10 protein-coding genes and 1 tRNA gene are annotated in these 17,397 nt (G+C 63.6%); 3 read left to right on the top strand and 8 right to left on the bottom strand.

The window, feature by feature from the left end; all coding sequences use genetic code 11:
• Positions 1-17: 17 nt before the first annotated feature.
• Together FIV42_RS00550 and FIV42_RS00545 are read right to left on the bottom strand one after the other, a co-directional pair.
• Positions 18-1,424 carry a tyrosine-type recombinase/integrase gene (locus FIV42_RS00550; protein ID WP_141195773.1) on the bottom strand — a complete coding sequence of 469 codons (1,407 nt, stop codon included), beginning with the start codon at positions 1,422-1,424 and terminating at the stop codon, positions 18-20.
• A 180-nt stretch (positions 1,425-1,604) separates the two neighbouring features.
• A tRNA-Pro gene (locus FIV42_RS00545) sits at positions 1,605-1,678 on the bottom strand.
• Between the two features lie 210 nt (positions 1,679-1,888).
• Here FIV42_RS00545 and FIV42_RS00540 point away from each other — a divergent pair.
• From FIV42_RS00540 to corA, 3 genes are read left to right on the top strand one after another with little or no spacing between them, the layout of a single operon-like run.
• Positions 1,889-2,686, top strand: coding sequence for a ParA family protein (locus tag FIV42_RS00540; protein ID WP_141195772.1), 798 nt, complete (start codon positions 1,889-1,891; stop codon positions 2,684-2,686).
• Between the two features lie 12 nt (positions 2,687-2,698).
• The gene (locus FIV42_RS00535; protein WP_141195771.1) at positions 2,699-3,589 is read left to right on the top strand and encodes a ParB/RepB/Spo0J family partition protein; all 891 of its coding nucleotides are present in this window, start codon (positions 2,699-2,701) and stop codon (positions 3,587-3,589) included.
• The gene (gene corA / locus FIV42_RS00530; protein ID WP_141195770.1) at positions 3,590-4,720 is read left to right on the top strand and encodes a magnesium/cobalt transporter CorA; all 1,131 of its coding nucleotides are present in this window, start codon (positions 3,590-3,592) and stop codon (positions 4,718-4,720) included.
• Between the two features lie 166 nt (positions 4,721-4,886).
• On the opposite strand, the gene FIV42_RS00525 is transcribed toward corA, so the two are convergent.
• The 6 genes from FIV42_RS00525 to FIV42_RS00500 all read right to left on the bottom strand — a co-directional run bounded on the left by FIV42_RS00525 (position 4,887) and on the right by FIV42_RS00500 (position 17,357).
• Positions 4,887-6,515 (bottom strand): acyl-CoA carboxylase subunit beta, encoded by a 1,629-nt coding sequence (locus FIV42_RS00525; protein ID WP_222615350.1) that lies wholly within the window; start codon positions 6,513-6,515, stop codon positions 4,887-4,889.
• A gap of 155 nt (positions 6,516-6,670) precedes the next feature.
• Entirely contained in the window at positions 6,671-8,005 is a 1,335-nt protein-coding gene (locus FIV42_RS00520; RefSeq protein WP_141195769.1) for a lytic transglycosylase domain-containing protein, read from the bottom strand.
• 507 nt (positions 8,006-8,512) lie between these two features.
• Positions 8,513-10,123, bottom strand: coding sequence for a thrombospondin type 3 repeat-containing protein (locus tag FIV42_RS00515; RefSeq protein WP_141195768.1), 1,611 nt, complete (start codon positions 10,121-10,123; stop codon positions 8,513-8,515).
• A 158-nt stretch (positions 10,124-10,281) separates the two neighbouring features.
• The gene (locus tag FIV42_RS31350; RefSeq protein WP_222615349.1) at positions 10,282-12,633 is read right to left on the bottom strand and encodes a thrombospondin type 3 repeat-containing protein; all 2,352 of its coding nucleotides are present in this window, start codon (positions 12,631-12,633) and stop codon (positions 10,282-10,284) included.
• A gap of 333 nt (positions 12,634-12,966) precedes the next feature.
• Positions 12,967-13,614, bottom strand: coding sequence for a hypothetical protein (locus FIV42_RS00505; RefSeq protein ID WP_141195766.1), 648 nt, complete (start codon positions 13,612-13,614; stop codon positions 12,967-12,969).
• A gap of 68 nt (positions 13,615-13,682) precedes the next feature.
• On the bottom strand, positions 13,683-17,357 hold the full coding sequence (locus tag FIV42_RS00500) for a CehA/McbA family metallohydrolase domain-containing protein (protein WP_141195765.1): 3,675 nt from the start codon (positions 17,355-17,357) through the stop codon (positions 13,683-13,685).
• Between the last annotated feature and the right edge of the window lie 40 nt (positions 17,358-17,397).

Here is a 17,397-nt window from a genome sequence, read left to right as displayed (position 1 = left end):
TCTCTTCGTCCTGGCCCTTAACTCGTGACGGCTTCAATGGCATCACGGCCTTCGAGCGCCTTGGGATTTGTATATCCGCGGTTAGTCTCGCCATCGGCGTGGCCAAGGATGGCCTCCCTTACCTCAGATGGCACGCCAGCTTTTCTCAGGCGGTCGTTGAACGTGTGACGCAGGTCATGGGGCGTGATGGCCTTCTCAAGTCGGTCGCCGCCGGTGTGCTTGTTGAACATCTTGCGAGCGCGCTTGTAGTAGTCACGCACCTGGTCGTCAGTATAGTAGCCGCCGTCGATCGTGCAAAAGATAGTGGGGCACTCGTCTGCGCTGGGGTAGTCGTACTGCTCTCGTAGGTCGAGCCACTCGCGAAGCGTGCTGGCCACGGCCTCAGACATCGGAATGACTCGCACCCCCTTGGCGGGGTCGCCTAATTTCTTGCCTGTCTTGGTTGGGCCGGGGACCCCATCGACAGCCGCGCCTTCAATCGTGATGGTGCCGCCGTCCCAATCCACATGCTCGGTTCGGAGGAAAAGGGCCTCGGACACGCGCATCCCGGTCCCCGTCAGAACCCGGTGCAGATACCGAAGGATGACGCGGCAGTAGAGATAGCGCTTCTGGGACTTGCTGATCGCGAGTTCGATGCCTTTCTCGAGCTTTGCGAGTTGCCCCTCGCCAGCGACCTTCTCGGTTTTGTTTCGGCCCTTGATCTTGGCAGGGTCTGTCTTGAGCTTCGCGGGATCAGCTGGGTTGGCCTTGCCTTCGTCGGCGGCCCACTGCTTGACCAGTGATCGCACCACGGCGAAGTAGCCTTTGATTGATGACTTGGAGTAGTACGACGAGCCGTCCTTCTTCTGGCGGCCGGCCAGCCACGACACGAAATCGTCGATCTCCGACGGACGGAGGCTCGATAACTTGCGGTGGCCGAGACCGGCGGCGGTGGCCTTGTCATACGCGAGAACAGCCTTCCAAGCCGCGCGCTTCTTCTGGAAGTTCGACTTGGAGGTGTTGGCCTCGTACCAAGGCAGAAACGTCTCCTCGGCGAACTCACGCATTGTGGCGGAGCCAGCGTCCTTCTGATACTCGAGCGCTTCTTCCTTGAGCTCGCGGTTGAGCGCGAGTGCCTCTTCGGGGGTGTACTCGCTCCAGTTGATTCCGTAGCCGACGTTGGGGAGATCTCGCTTCACAGGATCGTCGAAGCGTCGAAAGATTCGGCCGGTTCTCTTGTCGCGCTCGAGCGTCTTAACCAGGGCGCGCGCCTGCTCGAGCGCTTCAGCCTTCGCTTCGCTCGATTCGTCGATCGGGCGAATGATCTCGGTGATCTGCCGTTGCTCTCCCCATTGATCTACAACGACCTTCCGCACGCGGAAGCCCGCAGGGTAGCGCTTGGTGGCTTTGACGGGATAGATGCAGGGTTCAATCGCTTTCCCCATGGCGGGCCCTCGTATTCGTATCAATCGTAGTCGTGAACTCTAGGTTATTATCCGTCGATCCAGGGTTGCAAGTGAAACTTGGCAGATAACTTGTCAGATCGTTGTTTGGGCCGGAGTCGGAGGAGGGGCAAGAAACGAGAAAACCCGCTAACCTATTGAAGATTAGCGGGTTTCTTCGAGTCGGAGCGCCCGGATTTGAACCGGGGACCCCTTGCACCCCATGCAAGTGCGCTACCATGCTGCGCCACGCTCCGATTTGTGCCCTTGGGTGGGAGGTGTCTCCCACGAGGGACGCGTTGTTTAGCCCGTGTTCTAGCGGCTGTCAAGTCGTTATCGAAACATTGTTGAGTGCGGCGGAATTCCCGCTGGTTTCGCGTGCCGAAATCGGTGTTGAAGTTTGGGCACTCAGACGCGATAGTGATCGCGCAAATGGCGGTTTTTTTGAAGTGCATGGGGACATAGACGTGAACAAGGTTGTAGCAATTGCCAACCAGAAAGGGGGCGTGGGCAAGACGACGACATCGGTGAATTTGGCGGCGTGTCTGGCGGACGAGGGTTGCCGGGTGCTGCTGATCGACATGGATTCGCAGGGCAACGCGACCAGCGGGTTGGGCGTGGACCGTGCGCAGCTCGAGATGTCGACCTACGAGCTTTTGATGGGCGACGTCGCCCTCGAGGAGCTCACGATGCCGACGAGCATGGAGAATCTGGACCTGGTGCCCAGCACCACCGACTTGGCCGGCGCCGAGATCGAGTTGGTGTCGCACAACACGCGCGAGTACCGCTTGCGCGATGAGATTCGTGCGGCCGAGCTCGAGTACGACTTCATCATCGTCGATTGCCCGCCGAGCCTGGGGCTGTTGACGATCAACTCGCTCGCCGCGGCCAACACGGTGCTCGTGCCCATCCAGGCCGAGTATTACGCGCTCGAGGGCGTGGGCATGCTCAGCGAGACCGTCCAGCTCGTCCAAGATTTTTTGAACCCGACGCTCACCTGGGAGGGCGTGCTCCTGACGATGTATGACGGGCGCACCAACCTGAGCGAGCAGGTCGCCGACGAGGTCAACCGTCACTTTGGGGATCTGGTCTTCAAGACCAAGATCCCGCGGAACGTACGCTTGAGCGAGGCGCCGTCGTACGGCGAGCCGATCATCTCGTACGACGACAGCTCGCGCGGGGCGAAGACCTACCGGCGTTTGGCCCAAGAGTTTCTGAATCGCAACCACTTCCGGCCGTCGAGCGGTGTGTCCGCTCGCGCCTAAACTCACCAACTCATGACTGATTCGAACGACAATACACCGAGCCGCCAACGACGCCGTGCCCTCGGACGAGGCCTCGGCGCGCTCATCCCGCGCCAGCAGCAGGGGGGCAATCCGCGCGAGTACCAGTATCTGGCCGTCGAGGATATCCAGCCGGCCGAGTCACAGCCGCGGCGTGATTTCGACGAGGCGGCGCTTCGCCAGTTGTCCGAGAGCATCGAGGAGAGCGGGGTTATCCAGCCCCTGGTCGTCCGACAAGTCGACGACGGCTACGAGTTGATCGCCGGCGAGCGCCGCTGGCGGGCGGCGCAGATGGCCGGCGAGGAGCAGGTGCCGGCGGTGGTCAAAGACGTGACCGACGCCGAGGCGTATGCCATCGCGCTCGTCGAGAACGTCCAGCGCGAGGACCTCAACCCGATGGAAGAGGCCGCCGCGTACGCGCGCTTGCTCGAGGAGTTCGACTTCACCCAAGAGGAGCTCGCCCAGCAGGTCGGCAAGTCGCGCTCGTCGGTCGCCAACTCGGTGCGTCTGCTCACGTTGCCGCAGAAGGTCTGCGACATGGTCGCCAGCGGCGATCTTTCGGCCGGCCACGCCCGCGCGCTGGTGGGCCTTCCGTCCGACATCGCGCTTCGGTTGGCTACCCGCATCGTCAAGAAGGGCTTGTCGGTGCGCGAGGCCGAGCAGCTCGCCAAGTCGATGAAAGAGCAGGGCGAGGCGCAGGCGAAGCCCAAGAAGAAGCCGACCTACCGGGACGACGCGCAGACCCGCCAGATCACCAACCAGCTGCAGCACGCGCTGGGCACGAAGGTCAAGCTCCGCGACAAGCACGGCAAAGGGAAGGTCGAGATCTTCTACGAGGATTACGAGGTCTTGCAGGCGGTGCTCGACCGGCTCGGGATCGAGTAGATGGCCGAGAAACCGTCGGAGATTCTGGCGCAACTCCTGTCGCACATGCGCGTGCCGCGCCTGATGCGCTCGCGGCCCGGGGCACCTCCGGGCCTCTTGGCCGACCTTCCCGAGGCCCCTCCGCCAGACGTTCGGCTGCTCGCCTACAACGCCGACGATCATGTCGAACAGAAGCTCGAGACGCTCGACGAGCTTCCCCAATACCTCGAAAAATGGGACGTCGTTTGGCTCGACGTCGAGGGGACCGGTGACTCACGTCTGCTCGAGCACGTCGGCGAGGTGTTCCAGATCCCCAAGCTCGCCCTCGAAGACGTCCAGAACCCGGCGCACCGGCCCAAGCTCGAGTTCTTCGACGAGCGCATGCATCTGATCTTGCGCATGGCTCATTGGCGTGAAGAGCGCATCGAGCTCGAGCCGGTGAACCTCTTTGTGGGGCCGAATTTCGTCGTCACCTTCCAGCTCGCCGACCGACCCACCGACTACTTCGAGCCGATTCGAAGCCGCATCCTGTCGGGGCGAAGGCAGATTCGAACGAGTGGGGCCGATTACCTGGCTTATGCGATCATCGACCGGGTCATCGATGCGGGTCTGCCCGTGCTCGAGGCGGTCGCCGAGACCTACCACGAACTCGAAGCCGAAGTGCTCGAGCCGTCGTCTCGCCAGTTGATCACGCGCATCCACGCGATGAACAGCCAGCTTCTGGTCCTGCGCCGCGCCGTCGCCCCCCACCGCGAGATCCTCCAGACGCTTCGGCGCCACCCCGAGACGGTCTTCTCCGAGGAAGTCATTCCGTTCTTGGGCGACTGCTACGACCACGCCGCCCACGTCGCGGAACTCTCCGAGAGCTACCACGCGCTGGGCGTGCAGATTCTCGACTTCCACCTGTCGATCTCGAGCCACCGCCAAAACGAGATCACCAAGGTCCTGACGATCATCGCCACGATCTTCATCCCGCTGACCTTCATCGCCGGGATCTACGGCATGAATTTCAATCCCCAGGCGAGCAAGTGGAATATGCCCGAGCTCGAGTGGGCGTACGGGTATCCGTTCGTGCTGGTGTTGATGTTCGCGATCGGGGTGGCGTTGGTGGCGTTCTTTTGGCGCAAGGGTTGGATTGGGTGGGGGGATTGAGGGGGGCTAAAGGGGACTAAGGGGGACTAAGGCAGCCGGGTTGAGCGTGGCTGCCTAAGTTACCCTTAGTAACTAGCGAGCAAAGCGAGTGACTTAGTCGCCCTAAGTTACCCTTAGTAACTAGCGAGCAAAGCGAGTGACTTAGTCGCCCTAAGTTACCCCTGGTTTACACAGGGCGCACGCCCGACTTACGCCACGGTCGCTCGACGTGCTTGTTACGCGACAGCTTCAAGCCGCGCAGGATGTAGTCGCGGGTCTCGCGCGGGTCGATGACCTCGTCGATGATGCCGCGGCCGGCGACCTTGTAGATGTCGATATGCGGCTCGATCATCTGGACCATCTGCTTCTTCTGCTGGGCGAAGGCCTCTTCGTCGACTTCGCCGCCCATCTTGTTCATCATGCCGCGCGCGAAGATCTCGACCATGCCCTGGGGGCCCATGACGCTGATCTCGGCGGTGGGCCAGGCGACCAGAAGGTCGGGCTCGTAGGCCTTGCCGCACATGACGTAGTAGCCGGCGCCGTAGGCCTTGCGCACGATGACGGTGATCTTGGGCACGGTCGCCTTCGACACCTCGTAGAGCATCTTGGCGCCGTGGCGGATGATGCCGGCCTTTTCGACGCGGCTTCCGACCATGAAGCCGGGCACGTCCTGGAAGAAGACGAGCGGGATATTGAACGAGTCGCACAGGTTGACGAAGCGCGCGGCCTTGTCGGCCGAGTCGTTGTCGAGCGCGCCGCCCATGTACTTTGGGTTGTTGGCGATGACGCCGACCTGCTGGCCGCCGATGTGGGCAAAGGCTGTGACGAGCTGGCGGGCGAACTTTGGCTTCATCTCGAAGAGCTCGCCGTCGTCGACGACGTAGCTCAGCAGCGTGCGCATGTCGTAGGCGCGACGACGGCTCTCGGGGAGCACGTCGAGGAGCTTTTCGCGTAGCTCGCCGCCTTCTTCACGCTCGGGGTCGCCCGAGAACTCGATGGCCTTCGGCTTCTCCTCGCAGTTTTGCGGGAAGTAGCTCAGGTACTTTTTGATGGCGTCGAGACACTCCTCGTCCGACTTGTACATCTGGTCGGCCACGCCCGATTCCTTGTTGTGCACCTTTGCGCCGCCGAGTTCTTGCTCGTCGATGTCCTCGCCGACGGCCGCCTTGACCAGGGGAGGGCCGCCGAGCGCCATGAAGCTGGTGTCTTTGACCATCGGCACGAAGTCGGCCAGGCCGGGCACGTAGGCGGTGCCGGCAGCGCCGGGGCCGACCATCGCGGCAATCTGGGGCACCACGCCCGACATCGTGACCTGCTCGCGGAACAGGTAGCCCGAGCCGCTAAAGAGCGTGATCTGATCGAAGTCGATGCCGCTTCCGCCGTGCACGCGAGCGCCGGCCGAGTCGATCAGCCAGATCATCGGCACGCGGTTCTTCAGCGCGAACTCGCGGCAGCGGGTGACCTTGGCCTCGTTGACGTCGCCAATCGAGCCGCCGAGTACGGTGAAGTCGTACGCGGCGCACACGGCGACGCGTCCGTTGATCTCGCCCCAGCCGGTGATGACTCCGTCGGCGGGCGAGCGTACCTCGTCTTGCGAGATCGGCTTGCCGTTGGAGTGGAAGAAGGCGTGCAGGCCGAACTCGGTAAAGGTGTCCTCGTCGAACAGGTAGTCGATGCGCTGGCGGGCGTCCATTTTGCCCTTTTCGTGCTGGCGGTTCACCCGCCGCTCGCCGCCCATCTGGTGGGCGTCCTCACGCTTTTCCTGCAGCTCCTCGACGAGCTTGCGCATCGTTTCGTTCTTCTTGTCCTTGCCCATAGGTAGGTCTCCCTCGGCTTCGCATCAGATGTGATCAATTCGTACGTGGGTGGATATAACACCTGAGGTGAAGTTAGTAAACGCTCACTTAATGGCAAGGGGAGCATTTGGAGGCAGCGCTTCGAGCGCTGGTCCAGACCTGGAAGGTCTGCCTCCTATTTTGCGGCAAGCGTCGTTGGTTCGTAGTAGCGATCGTAGGCGCGCTTGATCTTCGGAAGGTGCGTGCGCAGCAGCGAGCGGGCGCGGCGCTCGGAGCCTGCGCCGTAGTGGGGGCGCATAGCGTCGGCGAGGTGGAGTTCGATTTCGTCGAGGCTTGCGGTGTTGCTGCGGCCGAGGCGTTTGTAGACCTCGCCTGCGACGGCGGGGCCGGAGTTGTAGCCGATATACATCAGGTAGAGATTGCCGCCGAAGCGCTTCGAGAGCCGGTCGATGTAGAGGGCGCCGGCGCGGATGCTTCGGGCGGCGTCGAAGCGGGCGTCGGTGAGGTCACACGGGAACTTGTCGGCGAGTTCGCCCGGATTGGCGATGCCGGTTTCGATGTCGCGGCGAGTCTGGCGGTCGATGCGGCAGGGGCCGTCGCAGTTGCAGGTGTAGACGCGGCCGACGCCGAAGACCTTGCGATATGGGCGGCTGCGGGCGGTGCCGGCGCAAAATTGCATGAGCCCGCTGCATCCGGTGTGGCTCACGGCGAATTGGCGCCCGGCGGACTCGACCCACATGAACGCTTTGATTTGCGCGAATTTGACCGGGTCGCCACCGGCTGCCCCTCGAATCTGGTCGTCCCAGCGGTCCATCAGCGGCTGGTCGCCGGTGGGGATGGGGGGCGTCGTCGGTCCGTCGGTACCATCGGGATCATCGGGCAGGGGAGGGCGAGCGTCGTGTGCGGCTTGAGCTGCGTCGACCTCGGCGCTCGATACACCGCCTTCGGCTTCGACCGGATCGGCGTAGAGCTTGCGGTACAGACCGACCACCGAGTCGGCTACAAACCGGCTCGCCGTGCCGTCGGCGAGGTTGGCGCCGCGCTCGAGCCACGCCTGGCCGGTGGTGTATTGCGGCACAAGCGTGGGCTGGAGGACGAAGGGGACGAGAAGCAGCGTCACCACGAGGGTGAAGACGATGTGGCCGACGACGCGGAGCTTTCCGCGCTCGCGCGTGATGTACTTGAAGAGGTCGGCGACGCGGTCGAAGCCGGCTTCGAGCTTCTCTTGGATGACGCCCAGCGGACCACGAAGAAAGTAGACGATGGCCGCGTGCAAGCTGCCGAAGGCGAGCAGCCGGAACCAGACTACGCCGGTCTCGCCCAGCGGCCCGGCGAGTTTCCGCCACCAGACGTCCGGCGAGTCGAAGCCCAACGCTCGAGCGGCGGCCTCCAGGCCGAAGTGGAAGCCGAAGGCGGTCAGCGCGAAGAAGAGAACCCAGGCGAGTAGGTAGGTCGCCAGAATGTCGTAGATTCCCTTGGTGACCCGTGCCACGAATCGAAGCAGCTTCATCGTATCATTCCGTCAGTGGACATTGTGTTCGATACAAACACAAACGGGCTCAACAGGAAATGGATCTAAAAAACAGTTCGGATTGACTAAGAGGGCAAGATGCCCGCGCACCAATTTTACCGCCAAGAAGGACAACGAGGCTACCGGTAGTATGCCGGTAGCCTCGCCGCTAGTCCGTCCCAGCTCCAATTCGGCGGGCTGGAACGCCCCCAGGCGCTAGCGCGTGTCCACTTGTTGTCGCCACATACTGCGGCATGTCGGCGCGATTTGCTCGTCGTGTTACGAGGTGAAATCGGCCTCGAGCGCCGTGGCGCAAATTCTTAGAATCATTAAGGATTGTCCCCTTGCTTAGTTGGAAAGTAGGCAGATGGGGAAGTAGGTCAACAGCTAAAAGAAAAAAAGGTCGAAGAAACTGTCAAAAAAGTGCTCAACCAGAAGACCGGAAGTCATCGCTGATGCAGCCGAGGCGCGGCCTTGCGACCGTTTGCGCCTCGGCTGCAGAAAAAGTCACGGCGAGCAGACTTGTGCGCATTCTTCGTCGACTTGGCCGTCACAGTCGTTGTCGAAGCCGTCGCAGACTTCGTCGCGGGCGATGCAGCCGGCCGAGCAGTTCTCGTCGATCTGGCCGTCGCAGTTGTTGTCGACGCCGTCGCACTGCTCGTCGGCCTGCGCGCAGAGCGTCTGACTGCAGTCGATACCCAACCCGTCACACTCACTCGAGCCGTTGTCGTAGCATTCGTAGTCGACCGTGCACGACTCGCCGGTCAGCAGGTGCGTGCCGCCGCAGCAGCCCCAGCAGTCACAACCAGGGAACGGATCACAGCGCGCGTCGTTGCCCGGGCCGGAGCTGCCGTCGAACAAGCACTCTCGAGCACAGCTGTCGTTGCTGTCGGCGCAGGCGTTGTCGCCGGCGATGCACGTGGGGTGGCTGCCGGAGATTCCGGCGGTCTCGCTGATGTCGCAGGGGCTGGCGCAGCCGGGGTCGTTCTGGTCGAAGACGCCGTCGCCGTCGTTGTCGATACCATCGGTGCACTCGGTGCCACACTCGTTGGCGCCGAAGTCGACGTAGCCGTCGCCGTCGTTGTCGATGCCGTCACAGCACGTGGAGGTGCCGCCCCAGTCGTGGCAGCGATATTGGCCCCAAAGGTCGAGGCGATTGTCCTGGAAGTCCTCGCAGAGCGGCAGGCCCTCGCAGGCGTCGCCGGTGCCGTCGCCGTTGGCGTCCGCCTGGGCGGGGTTGGCGATCGACGGGCAGTTGTCGCAGGCGTCTCCGAGTCCGTCGCCGTCCCAGTCCTCCTGGTGCAGGTTGGGCACCGTGGGGCAGTTGTCGAAGCCGTCGGCCCAGCCGTCGCCGTCGGAGTCGGTGCCGTCACAGATATCGCCCACGCCGTCGCCGTCGGAGTCTGTCTGATTCGGGCTCGAAAGGTAGTCGCAGTTGTCGCAGGCGTCGCCGATCCCGTCGCCGTCGAGGTCGTCTTGGCTCGGGTTGTCGACGTGCGGACAGTTGTCGTCCTCGTCGTTGACGCCGTCGCCGTCGGTATCCGTACCGGCATCGCAAGCGTCACCCACGCCATCGTTGTCGGCGTCGGCCTGGTCGGGATTGCTCACGTTGGGGCAGTTGTCGGAGCCATCGGCGAGGCCGTCGCCATCGTTGTCCGGGTCGCAGGCGTCGCCGTGGCCGTCGCCGTCGGTGTCGATTTGAGCGGGGTTGGCGTTATAAGGGCAGTTGTCGTAGGCGTCGTTGATCCCGTCGTTGTCATCGTCGGGATCGCAGGCGTTGCCGTCGCCGTCGCCGTCGTGGTCCTTCTGGGGCGCGTTGGCGATCGTCGGGCAGTTGTCGACGTCGTCGGCGACGCCGTCGCCGTCGCTATCCTCGGCGGGTTCGGGGAGCCGCGCGTTCCAATCGACATTCGGTTCGGTCGCGCCGAAGTCGAATGGCTCCCCCGTGTCGGTTTCGACCAGGTCGGTGTCGAGCTCCACGTCGGTGCCCACGTCAGGGCCGGTGGTGCGGTCGCCTTGGTCGCTGCCCTCGACATTGTCGCTGCAAGCGGCCAGCGCAGTGACGAGCGTGAAGAGACAAACAATCATCCAGGTACCGCGATAGCTATCGCGTTTCATTCTTTCCCCCAAAATCGTCGAAAGTAGTTGGTGCTGGAACCGCCTGGGTGAGCGCGACAGCCCCCGCTGCCGCGCTCACCTCCAGCTGTTGGTTCAGATCCACTCAGTACGTGGGGGCCGCATACTGCCAAGAGTTTCGGACGCGGCCGCAAGCTTGGTTACGGCACACACATATTCGAGCAGTTGTCGTCGACGACGCCGTCGCAGTCGTTGTCGAAGCCGTCGCAGACTTCGTCGCGGGCGATGCAGCCGGGCACACAGCCCTCGTCGATCTGGCCGTCGCAGTTGTTGTCGATGCCGTCGCACTGCTCGTCGGCTTGCGCACAGGTCGTCTGGCTGCAGTTGGTGCCGTAGCCCGAGCAGGCATCGGTGCCGTTGTCGTAGCACCCGTAGTCGACGGTGCACGTCTCGTTGGTCAACAGGTGGCGTCCGCCACAGCAGCCCCAGCAGTCACAGCCGGGGATCGGGTCGCACCGGTAGTCGTTGCCCGTGCCCGAGGAGCCGTCAAACAAGCACTCTCGAGCGCAACTGTCGTTGCTGTCGGCGCAGGCGTTGTCGCCGGGCAGACATGTCGGGTGGCTGCCGGTGACGTCGTCGCTCTCCGAGATGTCGCAGGGGCTGGCGCAGCCGGGGTCGTTCTCGTCGAACAACTCGTCGCCGTCGTTGTCGATGCCGTCGGTGCACTCGCTCTGGCACTCGCCGGGCCCGAAGTCGACAAACCCGTCACCGTCGTTGTCGATACCGTCACAACACGTGGAGGTGCCGCCCCAGTCGTGGCAGCGGTACTGGTCCCACAAGTCGACGCGGGCATCGTAGAACTCCTGGCAGAGCGTCAGGTCTTCGCAGGCGTCGCCGATGAGGTCTCCGTCGGAGTCGGTCTGACCGGCATTGGCCACCGACGGGCAGTTGTCGCACGCGTCGCCCACACCGTCTCCGTCCCAATCATCTTGGTGCTTGTTGGGCACCGTCGGACAGTTGTCGATCGCGTCGGTCCAGCCGTCGCCGTCGGCGTCAGCGCCGTCGCAGATGTCGCCCACGCCGTCGCCGTCGGAGTCGGTCTGGTCTTGGCTGGGCGTGACGTAGCAGTTGTCACAGGCGTCGCCGATGCCGTCGCCGTCGAAGTCGCTCTGCGACGGGTTGCTAACGCCCGGGCAGTTGTCGACCGAGTCGTCGGTGCCGTCGCCGTCGTTGTCGTTGTCGCAGGCGTCACCGATGCCGTCGCCGTCGGAGTCGGCTTGGCCGGGGTTGGCGACCAGCGGGCAGTTGTCGGAACCGTCATCGACGCCGTCACCGTCGTCGTCGGAGTCGCAGGCGTCACCGATGCCGTCGCCGTCGGTGTCGATCTGCAGCGGGTTGTCGACCATGGGACAATTGTCCGAGCCGTCGTCGACGCCATCGTTGTCATCGTCGGAGTCGCAGGCGTCGCCGGTGCCGTCCATGTCGTTGTCGGCCTGCGAGCCGTTGGCCGTCGTCGGGCAGTTGTCGGCGCCGTCGTCGATCCCGTCGTTGTCGTTGTCGGTATCGCACACATCACCGATGCCGTCGCCGTCTCGGTCATCCTGAGACGGGTTGGCCACGTCCGGACAGTTGTCGTTGGGGTCGTCGACGCCGTCGTGGTCGCGGTCGACGTCGGAGTCGCATACGTCGCCGATGCCGTCGCCATCGAGGTCGATCTGGTCGGGGTTGGCGACATAGGCGCAGTTGTCGACGCCGTCGTCGACACCGTCACCGTCGTCGTCGTTGTCGCAGGCATCACCGATGCCGTCGCCGTCGGTGTCGGTCTGTAGCGGGTTGTCGACGAGCGGGCAGTTGTCGGCGCCGTCGTCGACGCCGTCGTTGTCGTCGTCGGAGTCGCACGCGTCGCCTTGGCCGTCGCTGTCGGTGTCGGTCTGGTCGGCGTTGCTGCTCGTCTGGCAGTTGTCGGTGTTGTCGTTGACTCCATCGCCGTCGTCGTCCGCGTCACACGCATCGCCGATGCCATCGCCATCGGTATCCGTCTGGTCGGGATTGGCAACGCTCGGGCAATTGTCGCCGCTGTTGTTGACCCCGTCCCCATCGTTGTCCGGATCGCAGGCATCGCCGATGCCGTCACCGTTGGTGTCGATCTGGGCCGGGTTCGGATTCAGCGGGCAGTTGTCGTCGACGTCGTCGACCCGGTCGTTATCGTCGTCCGCGTCGCACGCGTCACCCTGACCGTCGCCGTCGGTGTCCGTCTGATCCGGGTTGGCGATCGTCGGGCAGTTGTCGTTGGGGTCGAGGATTCCGTCACCGTCACCGTCGTCAGGGAGCGTCCCTCCGCCCTCCAACTCCGGGACTTCGGCCTCGAAGATTGGCGTCGAGCCCCCGGTGTCCTCTTTGGTGTCACTTTGGGCTAAGCCCGTGTCGAACGAGGCATCTTCGAGTGACGGTGCGTCCGGGCCGTCGCTGGCGCGCCCGGTGCCGTCGTTGTTGAACGCGGCGTCTTCGGCGCAACCCGCCAGCATCAGCAGTGCTGACACACATACAAACATCGACCATCTCGGTATCCGAGACATCCTGACCATTGGTTCCTCCCCTTGCTCTCTTCGAGTGTAAGAGCGTGTTGAAATCAGGCTAGGCGCCGGTGTCCGTCCCCACGGACGGCGCAGCCTTCCCCTGAATTAGCAAACATCGAATCGCTGGGAAGTACGTCGCGGCCATCGCCTCACAGTGGCGCCGTACGACACATACAACAGTATTCAGCCCCCGAGGGCTCCGGGGTGGCCGACTGCTTCCCACATACCAATTTGTCTGTGATTCGTTCTGTTTTTGAAGCTAAGGAAGCCCGCCGCCTCGTCAATGAGGATCGCCAAAAAAAGCAACGCTCACTCGTCTTTCGCGGGCGACGGCGGGGCTTGCACGGCGAGCACGCTGACAGAAGCTTGCTCGCCGGAAGCCAGCAGGGGGCGGGTAGGCGCGCCACCGAAGCGAGGCGGCAGCGCGATGTCGGTGATGGTCGTCATCGACGCGCTCTGGAAAGTGACCTCGGTCGGGACCACCTCGGGCTGTCGGAGCATTCGCACGTGGACCGTGCGTGATTCCCCGGCGTCGAGCGGCTCGAGGTCCCAGCGCGCGTACACCGCGGCCGACAACGAGCCCTTCTTCTCGACGCGAAACTTGATCTCGGGTTCACGAGCTCGCGGTTTCTCGCCAGCGACCTCGAATTGCAGGCCGCGTAGCACCCGGGGCATCCACTCACCGCCGGCCAGGCGCGCCTCCGGGCCGGTCAGGGCGCCGTCGCCGTTGAGGTCGAAGCGCTTCATGAGCAGATCGACGGTGGCTCCGGGCGGCTCGAGATAGACGATCATGACCTCCACGCGGTCTTTGGAGACTTGCACCAGAGCGGTGCGCTCCTGGGGCAGATCGTGGGCGTGGGCCGTGCTCAGGACAAGCCCCAGCGCTGCGACCACCGCCAGGGCGAGGGCTCGCCTGGCGGTGGCGGGAGTCGAATCGGAGGTCGGAAAACGAAGCATAGCGCTCGGGGTCCTGCTGAGTGCGTGTGCCGGCTCAGTACGTGTGCCGGCTCAGTGCGTGTGCCGGCTCAGTGCGTGTGCCAGTTCTCGAAGAGGATGCGCACGTCACGCTGGGCACCAGGGGCGCGCTCGAACGGCGTGTGCTTGTGCGGCTTGACCTCGAACGGCATCTGCACCGCGTCGAGGCGCAGCTTCTTCTTATTGAAGTCGTCGGCGCTCAACAGCGCGCCCGGCTGGAACTGGTTCTGCGAGCAACTGCGGTGCGGCGGTGCCGGAGGAGTGAACTCGCCGTCGGTGTCCGCGCCCTGGTCGTAGACCACCCAGATGGGGTTGGTGAAGGCGAACGGGGTCAGCGGGAAGACCTCGGTGGGCGACAGGCCCTCGACCGAACCGCCGAAGCCGAACGAGCCGGCCAGGCTGCCGATCGCCGCCTCGAAGTTGACCTGAGGGATCTCCTGCGGGGTGTAGACCGGGAACATGCTGTTGTCGCCTTCGACCTCGAGGACAAACCAGGTGTCCTTTTCGATGTCGACCGACACCGTGGTGGTGAACTCGCCGTTTTCGTCGAGCTCGAACTCGTACTCGGTGGGTGTCTCGTCGTCGTCGATCTCGGTCGGTTCGCCATTGGCGACGATGCGGAAGCGATCGGCGCCGACCCAGTCGACCGCGCGCACGGTCACCTCAATCGAGACGGTGCCGGCGTCGACTTTGATCTCTTCGCCGACTCCAGCGTCGGCGATCTTCATGGCGGCGAACGGGCCGTTGGTCACGATGTTGCGGCGTTCTTTGAGCGCGCGCGCCAGCTCGGCGGGCTGCATCTGGGCCGGGTCGTCGTGGCCGACGTAGAAGTAGTTGCGCGGGCTGCCCGGCTGGCGGAACTCGGGCTTGCCGTCGGTGTGACTGTCGGAGTTGCCGGTGGCGGTGTAGCGCTTGTAGACCGGCTCGCCCGGGTTCATGTCGTCGCCGCGCACGAACGAGCGCGGGTAGTTGAGCAGGTTGTACCAGTCGTCGAGCGCGCCGGCGAAGGCGACCTCGTCGCCGTCGCACATCACGTCGCCCTTGCCGTAGCGTGCGTGTAGCTCGTCGAGGTCGAACGAGCACCAGTCGTCGATGCTGTGGCCGTCGAGCGGATGCTCGCACGCGTCGGTGTCAATGCCGTTGTCGTCGCAGTAGGTCTCGAGCTCGTCGGCGAATTCGTCGGTGCACACCGTCTCGATGATCTTGCTGGAGACCTCTTCGGGCCACTCACCGGCGCCGTAGGGGATGCGGTAGTGGCGAAGCTGCTCGAGGTGCTTTCCGTTGAAGATCTCGATGGCGTCGAAATCCCAGCTGAAGGTGCTCTCGAAGTCCTTGTCGCCGCGACAGTCGACGTCCTCTTTGCGGCAGTCGCGCATGTAGGCGTTGCCCGACGAGGTCGACAGGGTGGCGATGAGCTTGTCCTGACCGGAGGCCTCTTGGAAGGGCAGGGTGACTTCGGTGGTGAACGGGTCGACGTTGTACTGGCCGAAGTAGCCCAGGATCGAATCGCGCGGGTGGTTGATCTGGATGATGGTGTCTTCCTCGGAGACCGCGCCGTGGGAGCGAAGCTCGTCGAAGATCTTCTGGGGCGGAAGCCGCTGCCAGGGCACCGCGCCGCCGTTGACGCTGCCGACCTCGTAGTCGAGGGGGAAGGCGTTGAAGTGACCGAACTCGAAGGTCGTCAGCTCGACGCCCACCACCGAGTTGAGCCAGGGGTGCAATTCGTTGCGGTAGATGTAGGGGCGGTAGTCGGACACGTGGTTGTGGTCGGTCGAGGCTACAACTTCGACGCCTTCGGCCGCGATACTCACGACTCGGCTGTTGAAGTCGAGTCCGCTGTCGATGGAGCCGCGTGCGTGCATGTGGAAGTCGCCGCTGAGGTATCCTTTGGGATTCATCTGGCGCTCGAGCGAGATCTGGAGGCGTTTGATCTTGCCCGGCTCGAGCTGGACGCCCTCGCGCTTGACCAGTTCGTACTCGGTGCCGCGGCTGAAGTAGACGTCGTAGGTGTTCGGGCGCGCGTGCATGGTGACCATGCCATCGGCCGAGGCGTAGTCGATCGCCTCGAGGTACTTACGCGTGGCCGGATCCTCGGTGTCCGGAATCATGTCCGTGGTGCGCCAGGGTTCACCGGCCTCCAGATCGAACAGGAAGTGGCGCTTGAGCATGCCTTCGCGATGCTCGTGGGTGCCCACGAGCATGATCTTGGCGGGCACTGGCGTGCCATTTTGGTCGACGATGCGCGCTTGAATCGTGGCGTACGCCTTGGCTTCCGGCTTCAGGATGACCTCTTTGTTTGCGACCTCGAAGTGCACGTAATCGCTGAGCGGGCGGCCCCTGTCGCGGGTGCGATAGCAGTAGTGGCCGGTGGGCAGCCGGAAGTCGAACATGCCCTCTTTGTTGGTGAACGCCTGGCTGTAGACCAGAGGCTTTTTCGCCTCGAAGCCTTCGCCGTCGACCGTGCAGCCGTTGGTGGCGGGGTCGCTGACGTCTTCGCGCGCCCGGTAGATCAACACCGACACGTTCTCGCCCACCGGCTCGCCGGAGAGATCGTCGACGACGCGTCCGGCGACACGCTGGGTGTCGATCTCGCGGATGGCGAGCGCCTCGTCGACCAGGCTCGCCACGTCACCTTCGCCGACGATGAGGTAGTTGGTGAACGTGAAGGTCTCGTTGGGAGCGAGGGTGGCGGGCATGTCGTGGGTGAGCACGCCGCCAAAGCCCGACGCATAGAACAGCAGGAGCATATCTACGGGGCCTGTATCCCCGTAGATGTCGCTCTTGTTGTTGACGAAGTTGCGCTCCTCGGAGGCGCCGGCGATGAACCCGTAATTCGTCCCGTTGGTGTTCGACGAGCCGATGAAGTCGGTGATCTTGCCGGGGAAGGCGGGCAACTCAATCGGGGTACGGTAAGTGTCCTCGAGACCCCAGCGAAGATCGTAGCCGATTTCGGGCACGAAGAGGCTGTTGAGCTTGCCGAAGCCGAGCACGCCGCCGAGCGGCACGCTGAAGCCGCTCAGGTCGATGCCCATGAACGACTGGATCGTCGAGACGATGCCCCGATCGGGGAAGGTGAGCTCGCTGTCGGAGACGTTCTCGAGCGTACTCTCCACGCGCACATGGCGCGCGCCCGGCTCCAAAATGTAGCGCACCGAGAACGTCACCAGCGGCTCGCCGTCAGAGTCGGCGGGCACGCCCTGGATGACCTTGCCGAGTTCGGCGTCGTAGCTGTTGATCATCGCCTGGTTGATGAACCGCAGCATGGTGACGAATTCGCCGCCGCGCCCGCGCACCTCGACGATGGCGGCCTTGCCGTCGCTGCCATCGTTGATGACCTCGATCTCTTCGGGGTCGAGCATCTCGAGGAAATAAGCCGGGAAGAACTCTCCGAAGGTGTCTTTGCCGTTTCCGCCGAAGATATCACCCTTGGCGTTCTGATGGATGAGGTCGGCGTCAATGAGCGATCCCCCGAAGAGACCGCTACCGCTCGCATAGCCGACATCCTCGATCACCACGCGGATCTGGTCGTTCTCGAGGATGTAGTCGCCGATTTCTCCGAGGGCCACCGGCCCGCCGATGAGCTCGTCGCGCGTGGTGACGCGCTTGGCGCGCAGTTGCGCCTTGGAGTCACCGTCGGGAATACAGGCGGTGTAGATGGCGGCGCCGCCCAGGGTCAAAAAGGCCAGGGCGATCGCTGTAAAGAGTCCACGTTTGGTCGAGTTCATCGTCTGCTCGCTTGGGTACTGCGTTGCTCAACCGCTTGTA

The organism is Persicimonas caeni (genome assembly GCF_006517175.1).
In the GTDB taxonomy this organism is placed as follows: domain Bacteria; phylum Myxococcota_A; class Bradymonadia; order Bradymonadales; family Bradymonadaceae; genus Persicimonas; species Persicimonas caeni.
This window is presented reverse-complemented; position numbering and strand designations above follow the sequence as displayed.

Bases quoted from the DNA above. Each gene is read 5' to 3' on its own strand.
- FIV42_RS00550 (WP_141195773.1), bottom strand. From the start codon at position 1,424: ATGGGGAAAGCGATTGAACCCTGCATCTATCCCGTCAAAGCCACCAAG.
- FIV42_RS00535 (WP_141195771.1), top strand. From the start codon at position 2,699: ATGACTGATTCGAACGACAATACACCGAGCCGCCAACGACGCCGTGCC.
- corA (WP_141195770.1), top strand. From the start codon at position 3,590: ATGGCCGAGAAACCGTCGGAGATTCTGGCGCAACTCCTGTCGCACATG.
- FIV42_RS00525 (WP_222615350.1), bottom strand. From the start codon at position 6,515: ATGGGCAAGGACAAGAAGAACGAAACGATGCGCAAGCTCGTCGAGGAG.
- FIV42_RS00520 (WP_141195769.1), bottom strand. From the start codon at position 8,005: ATGAAGCTGCTTCGATTCGTGGCACGGGTCACCAAGGGAATCTACGAC.
- FIV42_RS00515 (WP_141195768.1), bottom strand. From the start codon at position 10,123: ATGAAACGCGATAGCTATCGCGGTACCTGGATGATTGTTTGTCTCTTC.
- FIV42_RS31350 (WP_222615349.1), bottom strand. From the start codon at position 12,633: ATGTTTGTATGTGTGTCAGCACTGCTGATGCTGGCGGGTTGCGCCGAA.
- FIV42_RS00505 (WP_141195766.1), bottom strand. From the start codon at position 13,614: ATGCTTCGTTTTCCGACCTCCGATTCGACTCCCGCCACCGCCAGGCGA.
- FIV42_RS00500 (WP_141195765.1), bottom strand. From the start codon at position 17,357: ATGAACTCGACCAAACGTGGACTCTTTACAGCGATCGCCCTGGCCTTT.